The sequence below is a fragment of the Spirosoma sp. KUDC1026 genome, from assembly GCF_013375035.1.
Lineage (GTDB): Bacteria > Bacteroidota > Bacteroidia > Cytophagales > Spirosomataceae > Spirosoma.
In genome coordinates, this window is the sequence record NZ_CP056032.1 from 1482548 (window position 1) to 1505592 (window position 23045).

General features: G+C 51.3%; 23 protein-coding genes. 16 read left to right on the plus strand and 7 right to left on the minus strand.

Features of this window, described 5'->3' with window-relative positions:
• Nucleotides 1-136 precede the first annotated feature (136 nt).
• Nucleotides 137-3928, plus strand: a complete 3792-nt coding sequence (metH, locus tag HU175_RS06305; protein WP_176565778.1) for a methionine synthase — start codon at nucleotides 137-139, stop codon at nucleotides 3926-3928.
• Between the two features lie 75 nt (nucleotides 3929-4003).
• Here the strand turns inward: metH and HU175_RS06310 are convergent, their stop codons facing one another.
• On the minus strand, nucleotides 4004-4555 hold the full coding sequence (locus HU175_RS06310; RefSeq protein ID WP_176565779.1) for a fasciclin domain-containing protein: 552 nt from the start codon (nucleotides 4553-4555) through the stop codon (nucleotides 4004-4006).
• A 271-nt stretch (nucleotides 4556-4826) separates the two neighbouring features.
• Between HU175_RS06310 and HU175_RS06315 the strand changes: the two genes are divergently transcribed.
• The 5 genes from HU175_RS06315 (at nucleotide 4827) to HU175_RS06335 (ending at nucleotide 9182) form a co-directional block, all read left to right on the plus strand.
• Nucleotides 4827-5900 carry a cellulase family glycosylhydrolase gene (locus HU175_RS06315; protein ID WP_176565780.1) on the plus strand — a complete coding sequence of 358 codons (1074 nt, stop codon included), beginning with the start codon at nucleotides 4827-4829 and terminating at the stop codon, nucleotides 5898-5900.
• A gap of 173 nt (nucleotides 5901-6073) precedes the next feature.
• Entirely contained in the window at nucleotides 6074-6922 is an 849-nt protein-coding gene (locus tag HU175_RS06320) for a sugar phosphate isomerase/epimerase family protein (protein ID WP_176565781.1), read from the plus strand.
• Nucleotides 6923-6931: 9 nt separating this feature from the next.
• Complete coding sequence (locus HU175_RS06325) at nucleotides 6932-7135, plus strand: hypothetical protein (protein WP_176565782.1); 204 nt, start codon at nucleotides 6932-6934, stop codon at nucleotides 7133-7135.
• Nucleotides 7136-7263: 128 nt separating this feature from the next.
• On the plus strand, nucleotides 7264-8076 hold the full coding sequence (locus HU175_RS06330) for an MbnP family protein (protein WP_176565783.1): 813 nt from the start codon (nucleotides 7264-7266) through the stop codon (nucleotides 8074-8076).
• Nucleotides 8077-8078: 2 nt separating this feature from the next.
• On the plus strand, nucleotides 8079-9182 hold the full coding sequence (locus HU175_RS06335; protein ID WP_176565784.1) for a cytochrome-c peroxidase: 1104 nt from the start codon (nucleotides 8079-8081) through the stop codon (nucleotides 9180-9182).
• Here the strand turns inward: HU175_RS06335 and HU175_RS06340 are convergent, their stop codons facing one another.
• From HU175_RS06340 to HU175_RS06360, 5 genes are all read right to left on the minus strand, one after another.
• Nucleotides 9183-9563 (minus strand): MerC domain-containing protein, encoded by a 381-nt coding sequence (locus tag HU175_RS06340; protein WP_176565785.1) that lies wholly within the window; start codon nucleotides 9561-9563, stop codon nucleotides 9183-9185.
• Nucleotides 9564-9674: 111 nt separating this feature from the next.
• On the minus strand, nucleotides 9675-10376 hold the full coding sequence (locus tag HU175_RS06345; RefSeq protein WP_176565786.1) for a hypothetical protein: 702 nt from the start codon (nucleotides 10374-10376) through the stop codon (nucleotides 9675-9677).
• Nucleotides 10377-10462: 86 nt separating this feature from the next.
• Nucleotides 10463-11332, minus strand: coding sequence for a geranylgeranylglycerol-phosphate geranylgeranyltransferase (locus tag HU175_RS06350; RefSeq protein ID WP_176565787.1), 870 nt, complete (start codon nucleotides 11330-11332; stop codon nucleotides 10463-10465).
• A gap of 126 nt (nucleotides 11333-11458) precedes the next feature.
• Nucleotides 11459-12334 (minus strand): hydroxypyruvate isomerase family protein, encoded by an 876-nt coding sequence (locus tag HU175_RS06355; RefSeq protein ID WP_176565788.1) that lies wholly within the window; start codon nucleotides 12332-12334, stop codon nucleotides 11459-11461.
• 77 nt (nucleotides 12335-12411) lie between these two features.
• Nucleotides 12412-13158, minus strand: a complete 747-nt coding sequence (locus tag HU175_RS06360; protein WP_176565789.1) for a DUF1080 domain-containing protein — start codon at nucleotides 13156-13158, stop codon at nucleotides 12412-12414.
• A 164-nt stretch (nucleotides 13159-13322) separates the two neighbouring features.
• Here HU175_RS06360 and moeB point away from each other — a divergent pair, with 164 nt between their 5' ends.
• The 6 genes from moeB (at nucleotide 13323) to HU175_RS06390 (ending at nucleotide 18154) form a co-directional block, all read left to right on the plus strand.
• Nucleotides 13323-14459: a molybdopterin-synthase adenylyltransferase MoeB gene (gene moeB / locus HU175_RS06365; RefSeq protein ID WP_176565790.1), complete on the plus strand. Its 1137-nt coding sequence runs from the start codon at nucleotides 13323-13325 to the stop codon at nucleotides 14457-14459.
• A gap of 125 nt (nucleotides 14460-14584) precedes the next feature.
• A complete protein-coding gene (gene panD, locus HU175_RS06370) occupies nucleotides 14585-14938 on the plus strand; it encodes an aspartate 1-decarboxylase (protein WP_176565791.1) in 354 nt (117 codons plus the stop codon).
• A gap of 156 nt (nucleotides 14939-15094) precedes the next feature.
• Nucleotides 15095-16147 (plus strand): lysylphosphatidylglycerol synthase transmembrane domain-containing protein, encoded by a 1053-nt coding sequence (locus tag HU175_RS06375; RefSeq protein ID WP_176565792.1) that lies wholly within the window; start codon nucleotides 15095-15097, stop codon nucleotides 16145-16147.
• Between the two features lie 29 nt (nucleotides 16148-16176).
• The gene (gene rfaE2, locus HU175_RS06380) at nucleotides 16177-16656 is read left to right on the plus strand and encodes a D-glycero-beta-D-manno-heptose 1-phosphate adenylyltransferase (RefSeq protein WP_176565793.1); all 480 of its coding nucleotides are present in this window, start codon (nucleotides 16177-16179) and stop codon (nucleotides 16654-16656) included.
• Nucleotides 16657-16852: 196 nt separating this feature from the next.
• Complete coding sequence (locus HU175_RS06385) at nucleotides 16853-17275, plus strand: DUF2147 domain-containing protein (RefSeq protein ID WP_176565794.1); 423 nt, start codon at nucleotides 16853-16855, stop codon at nucleotides 17273-17275.
• Nucleotides 17276-17488: 213 nt separating this feature from the next.
• Entirely contained in the window at nucleotides 17489-18154 is a 666-nt protein-coding gene (locus HU175_RS06390) for a zinc metallopeptidase (protein ID WP_176569144.1), read from the plus strand.
• 73 nt (nucleotides 18155-18227) lie between these two features.
• Here HU175_RS06390 and HU175_RS06395 read toward each other — a convergent pair whose 3' ends face one another.
• Nucleotides 18228-18632: a phage holin family protein gene (locus tag HU175_RS06395; RefSeq protein ID WP_176565795.1), complete on the minus strand. Its 405-nt coding sequence runs from the start codon at nucleotides 18630-18632 to the stop codon at nucleotides 18228-18230.
• Nucleotides 18633-18712: 80 nt separating this feature from the next.
• Between HU175_RS06395 and HU175_RS06400 the strand changes: the two genes are divergently transcribed.
• From HU175_RS06400 to HU175_RS06415, 4 genes are all read left to right on the plus strand, one after another.
• On the plus strand, nucleotides 18713-19444 hold the full coding sequence (locus HU175_RS06400) for a class I SAM-dependent methyltransferase (protein ID WP_176565796.1): 732 nt from the start codon (nucleotides 18713-18715) through the stop codon (nucleotides 19442-19444).
• Between the two features lie 134 nt (nucleotides 19445-19578).
• Complete coding sequence (locus HU175_RS06405) at nucleotides 19579-20766, plus strand: sensor histidine kinase (protein WP_176565797.1); 1188 nt, start codon at nucleotides 19579-19581, stop codon at nucleotides 20764-20766.
• Entirely contained in the window at nucleotides 20763-21470 is a 708-nt protein-coding gene (locus tag HU175_RS06410) for a LytTR family DNA-binding domain-containing protein (protein WP_317167796.1), read from the plus strand. The genes HU175_RS06405 and HU175_RS06410 overlap by 4 nt, the downstream gene beginning before the upstream one ends.
• Before the next feature lie 276 nt (nucleotides 21471-21746).
• Nucleotides 21747-22877, plus strand: coding sequence for a DUF3500 domain-containing protein (locus tag HU175_RS06415; RefSeq protein ID WP_176565798.1), 1131 nt, complete (start codon nucleotides 21747-21749; stop codon nucleotides 22875-22877).
• The last annotated feature ends 168 nt before the right edge of the window (nucleotides 22878-23045 follow it).

Sequence of the window (23045 nt, forward strand, 5' to 3'; positions counted from 1 at the left end):
TTGAGTAGTTTATTCGTCACTCATTCGTCTTTTTGCTCGTTCTCTTACTGGCAAAAGTAACGGATTTTTGAGCATGAGGGTTTCAGGACGTATTTTTACCCTGCTTTACTAAAGTAATACACCAACAACAGTTACCTTGAAAACTATACACGAACTTCTCCGGGAACGAATCCTGGTGCTGGATGGCGCCATGGGTTCCATGATCCAGCAATACAACCTTACCGAGGATGACTACCGCGGTGAGCGTTTTGCGGATTGGCCGCACGATCTGAAAGGTAACAATGATCTTTTGTCTCTGACCAAACCAGCGGTCATCCGGGAAATCCACCGGCAATATCTGGACGCGGGGGCCGACATCATTGAAACGAATACGTTCAGCGGGACCACCATCGCCATGGCCGATTACCGCATGGAATCGTTGGTTTATGAACTGAACTACGAGTCGGCGCGAATTGCCAAACTCGAAGCTGACGCGGTTACGCAGGAAAACCCCGACCGGCCCCGTTACGTAGCGGGGGCTATGGGACCTACGAACCGTACAGCTTCGCTCTCGCCTGATGTTAATAACCCTGCCTACCGGGCCGTTACGTTCGACGAACTGGTCGGCGCTTATTACGAACAGGTAAGCGGCCTGGTTGATGGGGGAGCCGATTTGCTGCTGGTCGAAACAATTTTTGACACGCTGAACGCGAAAGCGGCTCTGTTCGCCATCGACAAGTATTTTGCTGACAAGGGAACGACGTCGCTGCCCATTATGGTCTCGGGGACCATTACCGACGCCAGCGGACGAACACTTTCCGGCCAGACAACCGAAGCATTCCTGTATTCTGTCTCGCACCTGCCACTACTAAGTGTGGGTTTGAACTGCGCCTTAGGAGCTGAGCCCATGCGGCCATACGTGCAGACGCTGGCGAAAGAATCGCCCTTCTTCACGTCGGCCTACCCGAATGCGGGTCTGCCGAACGAGTTTGGCGAATACGACGAGACGCCGGAAATGATGGCGAAACAGGTAGAAGATTTCATCAGCAACAGTTTCATCAACATTGTTGGTGGCTGCTGTGGGTCCACGCCCAGCCACATCCGGGCCATTGCGGCTGTTGCGGCCAAATATCCACCCCGCCAGCTTCCCGAGCCCGAACCGTATCAGAAACTGAGCGGGCTGGAACCGTTGAAAATTACCGAACAGACCAACTTCCTGAACGTCGGCGAACGCACGAATGTAACGGGCTCGAAGAAGTTTGCCCGACTGATAAAAGAAGGGAACTACGACGAAGCCCTGAGTATTGCCCGGGGTCAGGTTGAGGGCGGAGCGCAGGTGATCGACGTTAACATGGACGAAGGGATGCTGGACTCGGTAGAGGCTATGACGACCTTTCTGAACCTGATTGCGTCGGAGCCGGACATTGCCCGTGTTCCCATCATGGTCGATTCCTCGAAATGGGAAGTGATCGAAGCGGGGCTGAAATGTGTGCAGGGAAAAGCCATCGTCAACTCGATTTCGCTGAAAGAAGGTGAAGAAGCCTTCATCGAGCGGGCCAAATTGGTGAAACGTTATGGTGCTGCTGCGGTGGTCATGGCGTTTGACGAAAGCGGTCAGGCCGATTCCTACGAACGCCGGATTGAAATCTGCGAACGGGCGTACCGCATCCTGGTCGACAAAGTCGATTTTGCCCCACAGGACATCATTTTCGATCCCAACATCCTGACCGTTGCGACGGGTATCGAGGAGCATAACAACTACGCCGTCGATTTTATCAACGCGACACGCTGGATTAAGGAAAACCTGCCACTGGCCAAAGTGAGCGGTGGGGTGTCGAACATTTCGTTCTCCTTCCGGGGTAACGATGTTGTGCGCGAAGCCATGCACTCGGCCTTTCTCTATCATGCCATCCGGGCGGGTATGGACATGGGTATCGTAAACGCCGGGCAGCTGGAAGTGTACGACAATATCCCCAAAGACCTGCTGGAACGTTGCGAGGACGTACTGCTCAACCGCCGGGACGATTCAACCGAACGGCTCGTGGAGTTTGCCGAAACGGTGAAAGCCAAAGGCAAAACGGTAGTGCAGGATAATAGCTGGCGCGAACAGCCCGTTCGTGAGCGGCTCAAACACGCGCTGGTGAAAGGCATTACCGACTACATTGATCAGGATGTCGAAGAAATCCGGCAACAGGTTGAGCGACCGCTGCACGTTATCGAAGGACCACTGATGGACGGCATGAACGTCGTGGGTGACCTGTTTGGCGAAGGAAAAATGTTTCTGCCACAGGTAGTTAAATCGGCGCGGGTGATGAAGAAAGCTGTAGCCTACCTGACTCCCTTTATTGAAGCCGAAAAATCGGGTGGTGAGTCTTCGTCGGCCGGCAAAATCCTGCTGGCAACGGTGAAGGGCGACGTTCACGACATTGGTAAGAACATCGTTGGTGTCGTGCTGGGCTGTAACAACTATGAAATTATTGACCTGGGCGTTATGGTGCCAACCCAGAAAATTCTGGAAGAGGCCCGTAAACAGAACGTTGATATTATTGGGCTGAGCGGCCTCATTACACCGTCGCTCGACGAAATGGTGGGTGTCGCCAAGGAAATGGAACGGCAAGGATTCAAGCTGCCCCTGTTGATTGGTGGAGCCACGACCTCACGTATGCATACCGCCGTGAAGATTGATCCGCACTACTCGGGGCCGGTTGTTCACGTACTGGATGCCAGCCGAAGCGTACCCGTGGCTGGACGGCTTGTCAGCGAAACCGAAAGTACCCGCGACAAGATTTTTACGGATATAAAAGCGGAATACAGCAAACTGCGTGACGACCACGCCCGGCGTCGGCAGGACAAAGCGTCGTTACCGATTGGCAAAGCACGGGAGAACCGTACGCCAATCGATTGGACGACCTTCGAACCAACCAAGCCTGCTTTCCTGGGGAATCGCTATTTCGACGACTACCCGATGGCCGAACTGGTTGATTACATCGACTGGACCCCTTTCTTCCAGACCTGGCAATTGACCGGTAAATACCCGGCAATTTTCAACGATGCCGTTGTTGGTCAGGAAGCGAAACAACTGTTCGACGATGCCAATCGCCTGCTGAAAGAAGTTGTTGATAAAAAATTGCTGAAGGCAAAGGCTGTTGTTGGCTTCTACCCCGCCAACTCGGTTGATGACGACGTATTGCTGCATGAATACGAAGAAAACGTATTACCCGTTTCCGACGAGCGGCACGGTTCCCAGCAGCATATTGAGTACAAAATTTCGCGTGGTAACCTAGCGAAAACGGCGGCTAACGTAGCCACGGCCGGTGAGCTGGTGTACGACACAAAAACGGTGCTTCACTTTCTGCGCCAGCAGAATCAGAAAGCGCCGGGCTTGCCCAACTACAGCCTGTCGGATTTTATTGCTCCACTGGAAAGTGGTCGGGAAGATTACATTGGCGGCTTTGCCGTAACGACCGGTATCGGTATCGAGCCACTGCTGGAAGCTTACGAGCGTGACCATGACGACTACAACAGCATCATGCTGAAAGCCATTGCCGACCGACTGGCCGAAGCCTTTGCCGAACGGATGCACGAACGCGTCCGGACGGAGTTTTGGCCCTATGCTGCCAATGAGCAACTGAGCAACGACCAGCTTATTAAGGAAGACTACCAGGGAATTCGGCCCGCACCGGGCTATCCGGCCTGCCCGGATCATACCGAAAAAGGTATTCTGTTTGATCTGCTCGATGCCGGCAAAGCGGACATCGAACTGACAGAAAGTTACGCGATGTATCCGGCTTCGTCAGTGAGTGGGTTTTATTTCGCGCACCCCGAATCCCGGTATTTCGCCGTGGGTAAAATCAACAAAGACCAGGTTCACGAATACGCCCAGAGGAAAAATATGCCCGTCGAAGACGTCGAGCGATGGCTGGCGCCGGTGCTGAACTATGATGCGTAGAACAGTGCCGAACAGATAAATCAAAAGAAAAGCCTCCTGACGACCAAGAGGCTTTTCTTTTAGAATAACTTTTTGTTACGGCATCAAAACCGTGTCAATTACGTGAATAACGCCATTCGACTGGAATACGTCCGGAATAGTTACCGTAGCGGTACCACCTTTCGCGTCCATCAGTTCGATTTTCTTGCCTTTTTTCATGGCAGTCAGCGTACCACCAGCTGCTGTTTTCAGCATAGCCTTGCCACCACCATCCTGAATCTGCTTCATCAGATCCTCGGCGCTGAGTTTGCCTGGTACTACGTGGTAGGTCAGAATACCCGTCAGCGTTTCCTTGTTTTCTGGTTTCACCAGCGTTTCAACCGTGCCTTTAGGCAGTTTGTCGAACGCTTTATTCGTTGGCGCGAAAACCGTGAATGGGCCGGGGCTCGACAGGGTTTCAACCAGGTCAGCGGCTTTTACAGCTGCTACTAGTGTGGTGTGATCCTTCGAATTCACCGCATTCTCAATGATGTTTTTCGAGGGGTACATGGGGGCGCCACCAACCGTAACGGTTTTTTCCTGGGCAAATGAAACCTGGCTCACGGCCAGTCCTAAAATCAGAGCAAATGTTACGTTTAACGCTTTCATTTTGTTACTTCTTAAGTAGTGTAAACTATGACTGCTTGTACTTTTTGTGTGATCGATCAACGGGCTGACTTACGCGGAAATACTTTGGTTTAGATTTAACCGATCCGAAAAACTGTATAAACGGTAATGACCGCTGAGTCGAAAAAGACAATTTTTGTCAGATGGTCCAAGTTGCTTAGATGTAGCCGAAGGTAAATTGCCGGTCCTTATAACACTTCTTCTGATAATGTCCCTATGTGTAGAGTCGTTAAGAAGCTTTTATCCAAACATTATGACAAGTAGGGTGCCTAGTATTGCTCAGCGTAGTATTGTTGTATTAATCCTATTAATCAGTCTGTTAAGTTCGGCAACAGCCCAACGCTGGACCGTCCGAAAAGCGAACAGCTGGTACGATAAACAACCTTTTTTAGTAGGTGCTAACTTCATTCCGAGTACGGCCATTAACCAACTGGAAATGTGGCAGGCTGATACGTTCGATCCGGAAACCATTGATCGGGAGCTAGGCTATGCGGAAGGAATCGGTATGAACGTAATGCGGGTTTTTCTGCATAACCTGCTGTGGGAACAGGACGCAGCAGGTTTGAAAAAACGCATGAATGAGTTTCTGGTAATTGCCGACAAACATCATATCAAGATCATTTTTGTCTTGTTCGATTCCTGCTGGAATGATAATCCCAGATTAGGTGAACAGCCAGCGCCTTTACCTGGGGTACACAATTCTGGCTGGGTTCGGGGGCCTGGCTCTGATCGTGTTTTTGATGCCCGCACATGGCCCGTTCTGGAGCAATACACAACTGATATTCTGGCAACATTCACGAACGATCAGCGCGTACTGATCTGGGATTTGTACAACGAGCCCAGCAACCGGGGTTATAATGATGGCGTAATACCCCTGTTGACAGCAACATTTCAGTGGGCGCACGCCGTACGGCCGAATCAGCCAATTACGGTTGGCTGGTGGAATGATCATGTCCCGTCCAATCAGCTGATTTTCCAGAAGTCAGATATCATCACCTTTCATAATTACGAAATAGCTTCCAAACTGGAAGAGCAGATCAGGGATCTGCAAAAGCGATTCGGGCGGCCGCTCATCTGCACCGAATACATGGCCCGGCCCAAGGGGAGTACGTTTCAGGACTGTTTGCCAGTCTTTAAAAAATACAAAGTTGGTGCTATCAACTGGGGGCTGGTAAAGGGCAAAACAAATACCATTTTTGCCTGGGATACGCCGATTCCCAGCGGCAAGGAGCCGAAGGTCTGGTTCCACGATATTTTCCGGCCCGATGGCTCTGCGTATAGCAAAGACGAGGTGACTACAATTAAGCAGTTGGCAGCCGAGAAATAGGCTCACAAAACGTATTGGAAAATCGTAGACTGTATTGGTTAATAACTCCCAACGAATGTATTAGATACAGTAGAAACGCTGACGCTGCTTCCTTACGTTTGTACAAAACTGCGCGTTGTGCCGTTTCCTGTTGGGCAACACCGGCAATGTAGTTCATGTAACTAACCTACACTATGAAATCAGGTATTATAAAAGTGCTGATTCTGTGCGCAGCTATTGTTTCGACTACGCAGGCGCAACCCTTTGGGAAAACTGTTCGCAAAACACCTGGCATTGTATCCTACACGCTGCGGGATAGCTTCGGTAAAGATGTACCCGGTACGCTGGATAAGATCAAAGCTATGGGGATCACCGACCTGGAGTTGTCAAACCTGTTTGGGAAAACAGCGGCTGAAATGCGTGCGTTGCTCAACGAGCGGGGTATTAAATGCAGCAGCTACGGCATCGATTATAAGCTGATTAACGAGCAGCCGGATTCGGTACTGCAACGGGCTAAAACGCTGGGTGCGCAGTACGTACGGGTTGCCTGGATTCCTCATCAGGGAAAAGCTACTCCCGAACTAATTCAGCAAACGGCGACTGATTTTAATAAATTCGGTAAGCTGGCGAAGGAACAGGGATTAACGTTCTGCTACCATAATCACGGTTACGAATTTCAACCGTATGAAGGCGGTACGTTATTCGACCTGCTCGCCAAGCAGACCAACCCGGAATACGTGAGCTTCGAAATGGATATTGCCTGGACGTATCTGCCCGGACAAAACCCGGTTACTCTGCTGAATAAATACCCCAAGCGGTTCCGGCTCATGCACCTGAAAGACGTACGCAAGGGCGTAGCAGGGAACGATGAAGGCAAACTGGCCGCTGAAAACTCGGTAGCACTTGGGACGGGTCAACTGGATATGCCTGCTATTCTGAAAGCGGCCCAAAAAGCAGCGGTCGACCATCTGTATATCGAAGACGAAAGCCCGGCCGCCGAACAACAGGTACCTCAAAGCCTGTCCTATCTGAAGCAACTATAAAGACTGACCATGTTTCGTCGTCTGCCATCGGTTATTCTGTTTATTTTTGTTGGCCTGATCGGAATTTTCGTGAGTGCTTTCGTCGGGCTGGTCTACGAGTTCTTGCAAAGACCGTTCAGTGCAACCAATGGCATTATCTGGCTATTTATCGCACTGGTGAGTGGTGGGGGCGCGGCACTCATTATTTTGTTTGATCGGTACAGACAGGAATGAACCCCGGTGAAACCGGTAAAAACTCGGCGGACTGGTTGAAAATACCAGTCTGTTTTGTTCGTTATAGGAGTGCCGACTGCTACTGGGAATCAGCGTAAGCGGCAAGTCTGTATCGATTCGTCTGGCTTATGCGTTCCTTATTGTTTACAGCAATTTGTCTTTTGGGTTGCCTGACTATTGTTATCATTGCCTGTCAACCCGACGAGCCGCCCACCATTCCCAGGACGGGGTCACTGACGATTGCCTTCGATAATGTAGTTGGTAATCAGGATCTTCAGCTTGGTACCGGTACGTACCAAAATGCCGCTGGGGAGCAATTTTCGGTTTCCCTACTGAATTATTTTGTGAGCAATATCCGGCTCCGGCAGGCCAACGGTACCGAATACATCGTGCCGCAGGACAGCAGCTATTTCCTGATTCGCGAGGCTGAACCGGCCTCACAAACGATTACCCTGAAAGACGTACCGACCGGCAATTACGTCAGTATGTCGTACGTACTTGGCGTTGATAGTCTGCGAAGCACGATGGACATAAGTCGGCGGACGGGTGTGCTGGCTCCCGCAGGTGGCATGAACGGGGGAATGTACTGGGATTGGAATTCGGGTTATATTTTCTTTAAGCTTGAAGGTACTTCGCCCCAGGCGCCAATCGACCCAACGGGGGCGCGCCGGTTCCAATACCATGTAGGGCTGTTTGGCGGTTACGATACCCGGACCTTGAATAATCTGCGCACCGTAACAGTACCCTTCGATGCTATGCAACCCTCGGTTCGGGAAGGACAGACTACGCGGATCGGGATTAAAGCCGATATACAAAAGGTATTTGGAGGAACAACACCAGTGCGTATTGCTCAGAATTCGACGGTGATGGTTTCCCCCTTCTCGGCAACCATTGCTACGAACTACGCCGGTATGTTTCAGTACGTCCCACAGATCAACTAGTTATGCAACTCTGGCAGCGTATCGGTTTGGGGTGTAGCGTTGGTCTGTTCGCGCTGGTCGTGGCCTGCCAGTCGGGTAAAACGACGGTCGATCCAGTTGAGCCGACGCCTGAGCCGCCTACGACTACGCCAACATACCAGACTACGCCTTATCCCTGGCAGAAACCCGCTAATTTCCCTGACCCTGTTTACGATTTCACGAAAAATCCACTGACCTATGAAGGCGTGGCTCTGGGCAAAACGCTGTTCAATGATGGGTTGCTTTCGCAGAATGGCACGATCACTTGCGCCTTCTGCCACATTCCCGAAGCTGCCTTCGCGCATACCGACCACGTGTTGAGCCACGGTATCAACGACCAGCTTGGTCCGCGAAATGGCCTGAATATTCAGAACGTAGCGTGGAGTAAAGCATTCTTTTGGGATGGCGGCATTCATGACCTGGACCTATTGCCAATTTCGCCGGTTCAGAATCCGGTCGAAATGGGCGATACGCTGACGCATGTGCTGGCGAAAGTGCAGAACAGCAGTAAGTATTCGTCGCTGTTTTATAAAGCGTTTGGCTCAACCGACGTAACGCAGGAACGTTTTCTGAAAGCCCTGTCGCAGTTTCTGCTGACACTGGTGTCGGCCAATTCGAAATACGACAAATACGTTCGGAAAGAATCGGGCGGAGAGATGACCAGCCAGGAGCTGAATGGACTGGCTCTGTTTAAGGCGAACTGCGCGGGTTGCCATACCGGGGAGCTGTTTACTGATCAGAGTTACCGGAATAACGGCCTGCTCCCTAATCCAAATGCTGCCAAACCCGATCTGGGGCGGTACGGCATTACGCTGATCGAGTCGGACAAGAACAAATTCCGGGTCCCAAGCCTGCGAAATATTGCCGTTACGCTGCCTTACATGCACGACGGGCGTTTTGCTACGCTCGAAGCCGTACTGAATCACTACGCAACCGGCGTTGCCGACAACCCGTCGCTGGACCCACTCCTGAAAACAAATGGAAAGCCAGGCTTTGCTCTGACCCAGCAGGATCAACAGGATATCATTGCTTTTCTGCGTACGCTGACCGATGATACGTTCTTGAATAACAGAGCGTTTCGCCCGTAATTAATGCGCGTGTTGCAGACGATGCTGCCGGATGTTGATCAGGTGCGTAACAACCAATCCAGCCGATGCCGCATAGCCAAGGTATTCAAACATTTCGTTCGCGTCTTCCAGAATAATCGCTACGGCAAACAGCGTCAGAAAACCCCACAACGCCCGCTTGATCACCGGCGACGCATGATGACGCGTGGCCGAATAGACAGCAACGATGTTGACAACAATGAACACATAATCCAGACTGAGATAACCAAAACGAAGCTCGTCGTGCTTCATTAAGGCGGTGGACATCAGTAAAACAGGTGTGATCAGGCAGTGGATAATGCACAACACCGAGCCAGTGATGCCGATGTAATCAGCTTTGCGGGACAGAAGATCAGTTTTCATACAGTGGTACAAAAATACGATGCAGCCAGTATTTGTATCCACTCCTAACCCGGTTTTTTGCAACTAAGTTGCGAAAAATTCGTTTTTGTTCGTCTGAACCGCCTGCCCTGCTCACATGACTTTGCTCAAGACACTGTATCCCATCAACTTACCGCTCTTGTTGTAGGTCTCAGTCTTGACGTCGAAAATCTGATTGTTCGCCCGGTAGCTCACTGTTTTCATCGTCGCGCGGATTGGCATTCCCATGATTCGGCTTTCTGTGTTCATATCCGACGTGACTTTATACGCATCAAACGTACCGGCCGGGGTAGTAATGGATTCTTTGCCGTCGACCAGCCGGTTTGTTATGTTCATGACCATGGTCATGGTCATACTGCCATTGGTCGTCATTTCGGCTTCCATCGTTCCGTCAGCCAGTTTCTGACCAGGACTCAGTTTACCGGGGTAAACCAGTTGATTCGCTTTGAGCTTCATTTCTGAATTTTTCAGATTGCTTTGCTGCATCGACTGAAACAGGCCCGACATATCAGCAATAAGCTCGTTGCCGGTACAGGTGTACTTTATCGTATAGGGCGGTTGTTGTTTGCCTTTGTCGTCTTCCATCTGCGCCTGTATATTGACTATTGTTGCCCCATTTTCTTTGCTGACGCTGGTAACCTGATACTTTACCTTGCCAATCGGTTTGTCTTTGGCATTATAATTAAGCATCTCGAATCCAGAGCCCTGTTTGAGAGAAATACCCAGGCAGTCCTGTGCCCGGCTTGCTAACATGGTGGCAATACTAAAAAACAGCGAAACAAGCAGGAATTTCATAGTGACGATGACAAGGTTTTACAGGAAAACAAAGGTAAAAACCAAGTACTTAGCTACTATAAACGCTTGAGGGAACGGATATAAAGTTAAGCCCACGCCATGCTGACGATGCCCAGCAGCATAATTAGCTTACACAGATTACTGAGATAGCCAAAATCGCGTCGGGTATCAGCGCCAACCAGCCGATACGTCAGCCAGCCCAGCGGAATAAGCAGCAGGACGAAAATCCAGCCGAGCCGAAAATTGCCCAGCATATCGGCAATGAGGAAAAGACTGACGATGAAAGCCCCGAGTAATACGTACAACAGGTATTTGGTGCGTCGGGGACCCCAGACAATAGGTAGTGTCCGGCAGCCAAACCGAGCGTCGCCCCGAATGTCCTGCATGTCTTTGATAATTTCCCGAACGAGCGAAATGCCAAACGAGAACAGGGCGTAGATCAGGAGCATGTCGGCCTGCTGCCGATAATATACGGCCAGAATAATCAATGACAGCGCCGTAAGTAATGACACGACCAGATTACCGATGAACGGCTGGCGCTTCAGCCAGGCCGAATAAGACCACAGCAGCGAGACGGCCAGTACATCGGTTACAAACACCCATTTGCTCATGTATAAGCCGATTAGACAGCCGACCACACTCAGAATCTGGTGCGTCCCCATGGCTACCCGGCGCTTCAGGTAACGTCCGATAATAACCCGGTCAGGTTTGTTGATCAGGTCTATCTTGATGTCGAAATAATCGTTGATGATGTACCCGGCGGCCGCAATACAGGCCGTCGAGATAGCCAGGAGCCAGATGTCAGGTTCGAGCAGCAGGTAGGGCCAGTTGGAACGGGGACCAATCAGGAAAATGCGCGCCAGCAACTGCGTCAGTACCAGAATCAGCAGATTCTGAAACCGGACCAGTCGCAGGAAACCTGAAAGAAAAGCTAAAGAAGAAATGGGCTGCCGCACACTCGTAGCCGTTTTTAAACAAAAATACGCTTTTTCCCTGACGTCAGTGCGTCGACGTTTCGCAGGAAAGCAACAAGAGACCGGTTTATAACGTCCGGTCTCTTGTTGCTCTAGAATTATAAATCGTTACACGTCGCAGATCATAATGGATTCCTGCAGACTTTTCAGCGGATCGAGTTTAGGAATGAACTCCTGCGCTACGTAGCCCTTGTAGCCCGTGGCCACAATCGCCTTCATCACGGCCGGGTAATAGATCTCCTGCGTATCGTTGATCTCGTTACGTCCGGGGTTACCGCCGGTGTGGTAATGGCCGATGTATTTCTGGTATTTCTGAATAGTCCGGATAATATCGCCCTCCATGATCTGCATGTGGTAAATATCATAAAGGAGCTTGAAGTTTTCGGAACCGACCTTCTGGCAAAGCTCGGCGCCCCAGGCCGTGTGGTCGCACATGTAATCGGCATGATTGACCTTGCTGTTCAGCAGTTCCATAATCATGGTGATGCCGTGTTTCTCGGCGCTGGGCATCAGGCGTTTCAGACCTTTGGCGCAGTTTTCCATGCCCTGCTCGTCGCTCATGCCCCGGCGGTTGCCCGAAAAGCAGATGACCGTGCTGAGTCCGGCGGCTTTCAGTTTTGGAAAAATATCTTCGTAGCTGGCTACCAGCTCATCGTGAAACTTGGGATCATTAAAACCATCGGCAATCCCTTTCCCGGCTCCCTGGGGCAGGGCCGACGTCAGACCATACTTTTTCAGGACCGGCCACTCTATTGGATCAACAAGGTCGATGGACTTAATACCCATCTCCTTAGCGGCTTTGCACAGCTCTTCCAGCGGAATTTTGTTGTAACACCATCGGCACACAGAGTGATTAATGTTGCCTTTGAGGGCAAGAGTTGCCTGCGGCTCCAGAGCAGCCGCGTGAGCGAGAGAGGTGGTTACAGCGGGCAGGGTGAGGGCCGTACCGGTTAGGGTCTTCAGTGCTTTTCGGCGGGAGTTCATAGACGGAATAGTCGTTAAAAAAAGAGCACCGGTTGCTACATCATTTTGCGTTGCCGACCGGTGCTCGGTATACAGGGTTACAATTCGCGAATCCGGATATTGCGGTACCACACTTTGTCGCCGTGATCCTGGAGCGCGATGTGGCCGGTTGAATACTTACCAAAGCCATCCCAGGTCTTAAATTTACTCTCCGAAACCATTTTGTCCCACTCAGGACCGCTGGTTGGGTAGTCAGCTACTTTCTTGCCATTGAGGTAATGCTCGGCATGACCATCTTTGACAACCAGCCGGGCTTTGTTCCATTCGCCAATGGGTTTGGCGGTGTTCATCGTGATTGGCTTCTGAATGTCATACAACGAACCCGCTGTACGGTTGCCGTCCCGGCCTTTTTTCGCATCGGGGTGTTTGTCGTTGTCCAGAACCTGCATTTCGGGGCCGGTCAGGTACGTAGCGCGGTATTTTGGGTCTTCGTGAACGTGATAGATAACTCCGCTATTGCTGCCTTCGGCAATTTTCCACTCCAGTTCCAGCTCAAAATCACCGTATTCTTTATCGGTAACGAGGTCTCCGGCTCCACCTGATGACAGATGAATCGCTCCGTCGTCGATGGTCCATTTGTCGGACATTGGCATACCCGACTTGAGGTAGATGTGCCAGCCTTCCAGCGACTTACCATCGAAAAGTTTTTCCCACTTACCTTTTTTCTGTGGATTTACGGAGGCAACAGGGGTAGGCTTTTCAGCGGCCGTAGCCTGAGGAAGCGTTACGTTTAGAGTCAGTGCCAGGGCCAGAAAACCGGCGGCAGAAAGACGAACGTAGTTCATAGTTGAGAATTGTTAGGATTTTGTCGTGACAATACTAAGGAAAAAATATACACCGGGCACGTTACCTAAATAATTACGGGTGTTTTATTAATAACGCAATTTTTGGCTGATTAATACTGTTGGATTATTGCAGCATCTTTTTGGAATACGTACCGATTACTGCTATGGAAGCAACTACGTTAGTACCCGCCGAAAAACAACGTTATCAGAAACACTTGAATCTGCCCGAGCTTGGCCCGGCTGGTCAGTTGAAATTAAAAAATAGCCGTGTGCTGGTCGTAGGCGCCGGCGGACTGGGGTGCCCGGTGCTGCTGTACCTGACGGCCGCCGGCGTGGGAACCATTGGTATTATCGACCCCGATCGGGTGGATCTGAGCAACCTGCAACGACAGGTATTATACACAACGGACGAAGTAGGACAGCCTAAAGTGAAAGCTGCGGTAGGGCACCTGAAACGACTCAATCCTGAGCTGACTTTTAACAGCTACGCTACAGCGCTGGAGGTCAGCAACGCCCGGAATATTATTTCGGACTACGACCTTGTAATCGATTGTACAGACAATTTTAAAGTCCGTTACCTGGTGAATGACGTCTGCGTAGTGCAGCAGAAACCATTCATTTACGGCGCTATTCATCGCTTTGAAGGGCAGGTGGCCGTTCTGAACAATACGCTGGAAAATGGACAGCGCGGCCCAACGTATCGGTGTCTGTTCCCGGAATACCCCAACGATATCGAAATTCCGAACTGCAACGATACCGGCGTCTTGGGGGTGCTGCCTGGCGTGATTGGTACGTACCAGGCCAGCGAAGCCATCAAACTAATTACCGGCATCGGGCAGCTCCTGAGTGAGCAACTGCTGATGCTGGACCTGCTGAACGCGAGTCAGCAGAAAATCAAAACCCGGCGACGGACTGACGCCGACGAACTCGCCCGTCAGGGCCTCGCTTCCGGTTATCGGTCGGCGTCTGCTGCGTCGGGACCGCAGAAAATGGGCGTGCAGGAACTGTCAGATCGGCTGGCGCTGGGCGAGGAAATTTTCCTGCTCGACGTACGGGAGCGACCAGAGTATGAGCTTTGTCATCTGGATAATTCCGTGCTGATTCCGGTAAGTATGATTCCCAACAACCGCAAACGGATTCCGACCGACCGGCCCGTGGTTGTTTACTGTCACCACGGTATGCGCTCGGCGAACGTCGTCAACTACCTGTATACGCAGGAAGGATTGACGAATTTGTATAACCTGGAAGGGGGAATTAATGCCTGGGCGCGTGAGGTAGAGCCCGACATGGCCGTCTATTAAGCCCTTATTCTTGTTAAGCCGTCCCGGAACCACAAGGCGTACGCTACTGTTTTAGGGGGCAGTTGCTGCAAACAGTCGGCAATTGCCTTACCTTTGCCGCGCCCAAACGGCAACAGCTAGTTGATATGTTCATCAATGTATTAAAATCGAAATTACACCGCGTCCGGGTGACGCAGGCAGAACTCAATTACGTTGGCAGCATCACCATCGATGAAGATCTGATGGACGCGGCTAATTTACTCGAAAACGAACAGGTACATATTGTAAATAACAACAACGGCGAACGGCTGGTGACCTACGTCATCAAAGGAGAACGGGGATCGGGAACGATCTGCCTGAACGGCGCAGCGGCCCGAAAAGCGCAGGTCGGCGACGTAATCATTATCATTGCGTATGGGATGATGAGCACCGATGAAGCCCGGATGCACAAACCAATTGTCGTTTTTCCGGACGATAACAATCGGCTGGTGAAAGGCTGAGCAATCGGCAGACCGGTATCGCCATCTACACGAAACTCCGTTACTTTGTAGCGGAGTTTTTTTTGTGCCAACTAGAAATTAACTGAAAACTGCCTTGCTGGTCATCCTACCTGGTGTCGCCAGACCGGGCTGCTCGATTCGATACGCTTCGTTTCTATGACTATTCAAAATGCGTTCAAGTATCTGATCTCACTGGCCATCGCTGGTGGATTACTTTGGTTTACGTTCCAGCAAAGTCACCTGGATGCGGCCGACCTCTGGGCTAAAATCAGCGCAGCCGATTACCGCTGGGTGCTGGTATCGGCCGTGCTGACGTTTGTGGCTCACTGGAGCCGGGCCGAGCGCTGGCGGGTCCTGCTGGAACCCGTGGTTCCGCAGCGGCCAAACAGTATTGACGCAACGGCGAGCGTGCTGACGGGCTATCTGGCTAACCTGGCGCTGCCACGGGCGGGTGAGGTGGCCCGGTGTGGTACATTGTACCGCCTGTCTGGTGTGCCGGTCAACGTAAGTTTCGGTACGGTCGTGGCCGAGCGCCTGTTCGATGTACTGATGCTGTTGATCCTGCTCGGCGTTACGTTCCTGCTGGAATTTGACCGACTGAGCGAGTTTTTTATCAGCTTCCTGGGCGACAAATTGCCCAAAGGAACGAGCGGGTCTGGCATTCTGATGCTGGCGGGAGCCGTGGTTATTGGTTTGGGCCTTCTCGGCTGGTTCCTGTTCAAGCGCTATCAGAAAGCCCTTGGTCAGCATCCGCTGTACCAGAAAGTCAGTACGTTTTTGAGCGGTCTGCTGGATGGTCTGCTGAGCGTACGTAAGCTCCGCAAACCCGGTCTGTTCCTGTTTCATACGGTTCTGATCTGGGTGTTGTATTATCTGATGTCATACACCCTGTTTTTTGCCATGCCGGCTACGGCTGATCTGGGTCCGCTGGCGGGCCTGACCATTCTGGTTGTTGGCTCGCTGGGTATGGCCGCGCCGACACCGGGTGGCATTGGTTCCTTTCACCTGCTTGTTGGTCAGGTAGCGCTGTTGTACGGCCTCACCAGTCAGGACGGTCAGGTACTGGCTACCTTTATTCATGGCGTGTCGACCATTATGATTATTATTCTGGGCGTCCTGAGTCTGCTGGTTGTGCTGTTTCGCCGTAATAAAGTCACCCACACGCAGGACGTACTCGACGATCCGCGCTCGATCAATGTAGCGCGTTAATTCATTACTGAATAAAACAGGGAATATCCGTGACAGAATCAAAAATAGTAAGCCGTGAGCAGGCCATCGCTCAGGCCGATGCATGGCGGGCGGAGGGACAGCAGCTGGTGTTTACCAACGGCTGTTTCGATATTGTCCATCTCGGTCATATCGATTATCTGGAAAAAGCGCACAATCTGGGTCAGCGGCTTATTCTGGGTCTCAATACCGACGCGTCGGTGAGCCGGATCAAAGGGCCACTACGTCCCGTAGTGAATGAGTATGCCCGGGCGCGGCTCATGGCGGCACTGGCGTTCGTCGATCTCGTTGTTTTGTTCGACGAGCCTACTCCGTTGGAGCTGATCGAAGCCGTTCGGCCAGATATCTTGGTGAAAGGCGACGATTATACGGTCGCCACTATTATTGGCGCTGATTTTGTACTGGGTCGGGGAGGAAAAGTAGAGACCGTAGCGCTGGTACCGGGCTATTCGACCACCAAACTGATTGAACGAATCAAAACTAGTTACTAAAGAATTATGAATCGGGTTAGTGGCTAACCTGCAGCTGAACAGGTAGTTTTTGCCTATCTGGTTCTTATTCTACGTTATTAATAGGATTTTGTTCGTGAAGTTTATAGTTTTAATTTGTTAGTAATACTATCGACTGAAACGTTGACCAGCTTGGTCCAGCAAAATACATTTTTCAGGCTGTAAACTATAAGAACCGATGAACGTAGTAACTACCCGTAACACACTTCTAGGAGGATTCCTCGCTTTGCTTATTCTGATCCCATCGTCAGGTCAATCATCAACTGAGCGAACAGGTGACATGCTTATTGGCCGGTGGCTGTTTCCTACCAGAGGATCAAGTGTTGATGTATTTAAAAACGGAGGAATGTATTTCGCCCGCGTTGCCGAAGTTGATCAGGCGGGGGTACAGAACTACGGACTGGAAAAGAATAAGATTCTGATTAGCAACCTGACTTTTGACGGGAAAGTGTGGACGGGCGGAGAACTGATTCATCCAAAAACGGGCACCCAACTGGATGTGGAGCTAAATATGGCAGATCCACAGCGGATAACCGTAACGATCTATAAAGGCATCAAATTCCTGCATAAGAAATTCGATATGACCCGGCAAGCAAACTGATAAATGCCCTGACCGGAAACCACGAAGCCCGCTGTTCATGACGAATGGCGGGCTTTTTTTGCCTGGATAAACGGACACGAAGCCGGATAAATGGTAGTAGGGCCGGGATACTTTTTACCCAAAAGAGTTGTTTTACTATCAGTGGCACATTATGTTGCCTGTTTTTGAAAACCACAAACCTAACCATCTGAAATGATTTCACCCTGGTTATTAATGATTGTCATCTTCGGCCTCAGCATGTTTGTTAGCTGGCGGTTACGGAGCAAGTTTAATGAGTATTCGCAGATTGGCCTAAGCAATGGCATGAGCGGAGCGGAGATTGCCCAAACGATGCTGCGGGAAAACGGCATCTATGATGTGCGCGTCGTTTCGGTCGAAGGCATGCTGACAGACCACTATAATCCCGAAGATAAAACGGTAAATCTTAGTGCTGATGTATATTATGGCCGGAGCGTAGCAGCTGCTGCCGTAGCGGCCCACGAATGTGGTCACGCTGTTCAGCACCAGGTAGCCTATGCCCCGCTGAAGTTTCGCTCGGCCATGGTGCCAATGCTGACGCTGTCGTCGCGCTACATGCAGTGGGTACTGCTGGCCGGTATTTTACTCCTGCAAACCACGCCAATCCCACTGGCGATTGGGGTAGCTTTGTTCGCTCTGACAACGCTGTTCAGCTTTGTTACGTTACCGGTTGAGTTCGACGCCAGCCGTCGGGCACTGGCCTGGGTGCAGAACAATAATATCGTTACGCAGCAGGAATACGGCTATTCAAAAGACGCCCTCTGGTGGGCTGCTATGACCTACGTCGTTGCCGCGCTGGGTTCGCTGGCTACGCTGCTCTATTACGCCAGCCTGTTGATGGGCGGCCGTCGGAGCGACTAATCCCGTAAAATCTCAAATACAAAAAAGCCGCGCCCCGAATGGGCGCGGCTTTTTTGTTGACCGTTTGGCAAGGCTAGACCAGGCGTAGATTAAGTGATAGATTAGTCAACGCTACATAGCCCGACTCGACCATTTCTTCGGTTGGGGCCGAGCGGTCAATTAGCGTACCGGCAACGGCAACGGCCAGCGCAATGAGCAGGGCGGGCCAGAAGCCAACAATGGTGAAGCTGTCCATGAATTTGTCAATCAGCTTTAGCAGAAGCGCCGTCACGATAATGCGGACCAGCCCCGTCAGCAGAAAGAATGTAAACAGATTCAGCGGGAAGCGGATGATCCAGCCAATGAAAAAGTTGAGTAGCCCCAGCAGGACGGCAATGAGCAGGGCTGTGCCGAAGCTTTTGACATCAATCTGCGGCATAACGTAAGCCAGCCCGAAAATGACAGCCGCGTCCAACAGCAGGTGTAGTATCAAATTCATACAAAGAGTGATTTAAGTGGTTCTTTTCAACAACTGTTTCCGCTAGCGATGGTTTTACCAGAGGTATTAACAGATTTATCATGTATCGACTGACTATTCTTTTTCTACTAACGCTATTGGCCTGTGGACGTGGGTCGTCGCAGCAGCAAACGACTGCTACAGCCCCGCCTGATTCAGCCAAAGTATACCGCTTTGGCGAAGCCAGCCGGGATGGTATTGGCAAGGTCTATCAAAGCCGGGAGATTGCCCAGGTCATGGGGCACCTAGGGGCGTCGTGGCTCGAACGTCCGGAGCGGGAGCAGGAAGAACGAACGGACTTACTACTAAAAGCGCTGGATCTGAAGCCTACCGACGTAGTAGCCGATATTGGTGCCGGAACGGGGTATTTTACCTTTCTGATGGCCCCCGAAGTACCGCAGGGTAAAGTCCTGGCCGTTGACATTCAACCCGAAATGATTGAGTACCTGAACGAAGGAAAAGCTAAACGTAAGGCCGTAAATGTACAGCCAGTACTGGGGACCGAGTCAGATCCCAAACTGCCCGCCAACAGTATTGATCTGGCGATCATGATTGATGCCTACCATGAGTTTTCGTATCCGCGTGAGATGATAACCCATATCGCATCGGCGCTAAAACCCGGCGGTCGTATTGTGTTGGTTGAATACCGGGCCGAAGATCCGAGTGTACCAATCAAGGAACTGCACAAACTGAGCGTAGCGCAGGCAACTAAAGAAATGAAGGCGGTTGGCTTGAAACTACTGAAAAACGACAAGCGGCTGCCTCAACAGCACATTATGTTCTTTGGAAAGTAACGACTGGATGTATGTCCGGCGAAACAGTTCTTATTTTCTAACTCTATTCACCCCACAATTCGGTGAATTGACCACGTTTGCACAGCCCTAAGCTATGCATTCTTTTAGTTTTGTGTGTAACTCTACCACGTGGTATGGCGATCTGGTTTAAAGACCGTAAGCTTAAAATACTGATTGGCCTCCTCCTGCTGATCCTGCCTATCTTCTATTTTGTATATAGTGGTGCTTCAGTAAATCCCCTGAATCCACATGACCATTTGATTCAGAACGGGCTGGCTTACGTGTTTCTCACCACGTTTTCCTACGTTAATCACACGTTTTTTGTACCCCACTGGTTTCTGGCAAAACAGTACAAAACCTACCTCGTTATAGCCATCTGCTGCGTACTGGGGGCCGCTTATCTACCTTACCGGATTGAACAGTGGGTGTATTTTAAACCACCGCAGCAGAATACGCCAGTAGCCTGGGTCCGGCAGATTTTTGTTGAAGAAATGATGCTGGCTGGCCCCGCTGATTTTCGGGATCGTCCGAAATCCGGTCGTCACTGGTTTGATGGGCCGCCTGAGCCAATGGAGCACCAGCTATCGGCTGACAGACCTTCCCGGCGGTTGGATCGCTTTGGTAAACCTCCTGGTACGTTACTTTTGCCGGTCAAACTACTGCTTTTTTCCCTGCTGGGCAGTGTCAGTACGCTTATTTCCATCTCCGTGCAGACGGCCAGTCGGCTGAGGCAGGTCGAGAATAATCAGTTACAGGCCGAACTGCGGCAGCTTCGGGCGCAGATTCAGCCGCACTTTCTATTCAATACCCTGAATAGCATCTACGCACTGGCAATCCGGCAGGACGATAAAACCCCCGATACGATTGTCAAGCTTTCGGAGTTTATGCGCTATACCATCCGCGATGCCCACCGGGATAAGGTGCCGCTGGCCAATGAAATCGATTACATCCGAAACTACATTGACCTGCAGAAAGCCCGGCTGCGCGACGCAGTTACCGTCGATTACCAGTTGAGCGGTGCCGTTGAGCGCGTGCAGATTGCGCCCCTGCTATTATTTTCGTTTATTGAAAATGCCTTCAAATACGGGGTGAATCCTGAAGAAGATTCGCTAATTCGGATTCACATTGATATTCAACCGTCTAATCTTCGTCTGGAAGTTGTGAACAATAAAGTGCAGATCAGCCAGTTGGAGGAATCGACCGGTATTGGGATTCAGAACGCCCGGCAGCGACTGCATCTGTTGTACCCCAACGTTCACGACCTGCGTATCATCGAGACGCGTACCCACTTCCACGTTACTCTTCACCTTGTTCTGTCATGATGACCGCCATCGCCCTCGACGATGAGTCGCCCGCGCTGGACATCATTCAGGCGTTCTGCGGTCGTGTTGATGGGATTGATCTGCTGAAAACGTTTACCCGTACCGGCGAAGCCAAACTATATCTGGAAAGTAATCCCGTTGATCTTATCTTCTTGGACATAAACATGCCGCGCGAGTCAGGGCTGGCGTTTGCCCGGTCGGTACCATCTCAAACGCTGGTTATTTTCACCACTGCCTACAGTGAATTTGCCGCTGAAAGCTACGAGGTTGAGGCTGTCGATTACTTGTTGAAACCGTTCACGATGGAGCGATTCGAAAAGAGTATTCAACGAGCTCAGGCCCGCTGGCAAACGCTTCGGCAAACCGGAGTTGACCGGTCGGATGAGGCTGAACCCGCCTGTCTTTATTTTCGCGTCGATTACGGGCTGGTCAAGATTATGGTCGCCGACATCCTGTTTGTGGAGGGGCTGGACAACTACCTGAAAATCCACCGTAGCAAAGGACACCCGCTAGTGGTTCGGCTCACGATGAAAGCCATGCTCGATAAACTACCCGCAACCAATTTCGTGCGAATCCACCGGTCGTTCATTGTGGCGCTCGACAAAATAGAGTCGATACGTAGTAAAATGGTCTTCATTGGTGCCGATGAGCTGCCCATCGGCAGCAGCTACGAAAAAGAGTTTTTCAGTCGATTCACCCGCTGACGATTCATCCCTGCTTTTGTGAGCTTTACCGCAAACGCCGGTCTTTCGTACCCTTCTGGCCAAGTTGATCACTTTCTTCCCAGGTTCGCTTGCTGATGCTGATCTTGCGTCTGTGAGAACAGGCTGCTACACGAGCTAAAGGCTGAATGCTAGATCTATAGGGTATCTAGCTAGTTATTCACCACAACATTTCGGCTCTTTACCCCAACCGGGCAACGACAGCGACGATGCCTTTGTATAGTCAGAAAACGGGATCACACGGATTTTTCAAATCACATGAAACGAATCAGCTTACCTGGTTTTCTACTGATAATCGGCCTTTACGGTACCTCTATACTGGAGTCGTGCAAATCGACAGATATTGATGCCGGTGGAACCAGTTCCGGGTCAACCAGCTCTGGTTCCAGCACCAATTCCAGCTCGATTACCTCTACCTTGTCGGCGACGACCGCTTCTTCCGCCAGCGGAGTGGCGCAGGTCGTGACCCTGACCGAAGCCTTCAAGGCTACACTGAGCAGTAGCCAACTGACGGCCACACAACTGACATACAGCAAGACCAACGCCCAGAAATGGTCGAACCTGCCAGCTGGTATGTCGGCCCGGTATGGTATCAGTCTGGGTAGTCTTTCCGATGCGCAGTTAGTGGCGTTTCGTAACCTGATGGAAGCAGTACTGGTATTAGGTACGACCAACGAGGGCTACGATGAAATGATCGGCAACCTGGTCGCCGACGATTACCTGAACACCATTGGGGGCGGGGCATCGTACGGTGCGGGCAATTACTACATCTCGATTCTGGGCACGCCGAGCACTACGGGTTTGTGGGCCATCCTGTTCACGGGCCACCACTATACCCAGTCCTACACCTTTAATGCGGGCGCTGTCACCGGCGTTACCCCCGCCTTCCGCGGGACCGAACCCCAAGCGGCCGTTACGGCTGCCAATCGGACGTATCAGGCGTTTGAGCAGGAGCGACTCGCTTTTGCGGCCATGCTGACGGGGCTAAGTAGCACCGAGCAGACCACGGCTAAACTTTCCGGTACGTATTCGGATCTGGTGCTGGGACCGGGGCAGGACGGCAAGTTTCCAGCAACCAAGTCGGGCCTGCAGGTAGGTACGCTGAGCTCGGACAAACAGGCGCTGGTGCTGAACGCCATCAAACTGTACGTCAACGATCTGGATGCCACGACGGCGGCCACGGTGCTGACCAAGTACACCTCGGAGCTGAGCAATACGTATGTTTCGTATTCAGGCACGACGGCTATGAGCAGCCAGAACGACTACGTACGGATCGATGGGCCAAGCGTGTGGATCGAGTTTTCCTACCAGGGTGGAGTCATCATCCGCAATACGCCCCACTCGCACTCCGTCTGGCGTGATCATTCCGGGGACTACGGCGGTAACTGATAGTTTACTGCCAGGATGAACGACGCAAGTGGCCGCCCCTGAAAACAGAAGTAACCACCCAGAATGATTACATTCGCATTGACGGACCAGAGGTAGAGATTGTTTTCTGATGATGTGAGTAACATAGTCAGATTACGTACCATGTACGCTCGATCTGGCACAAGCGTA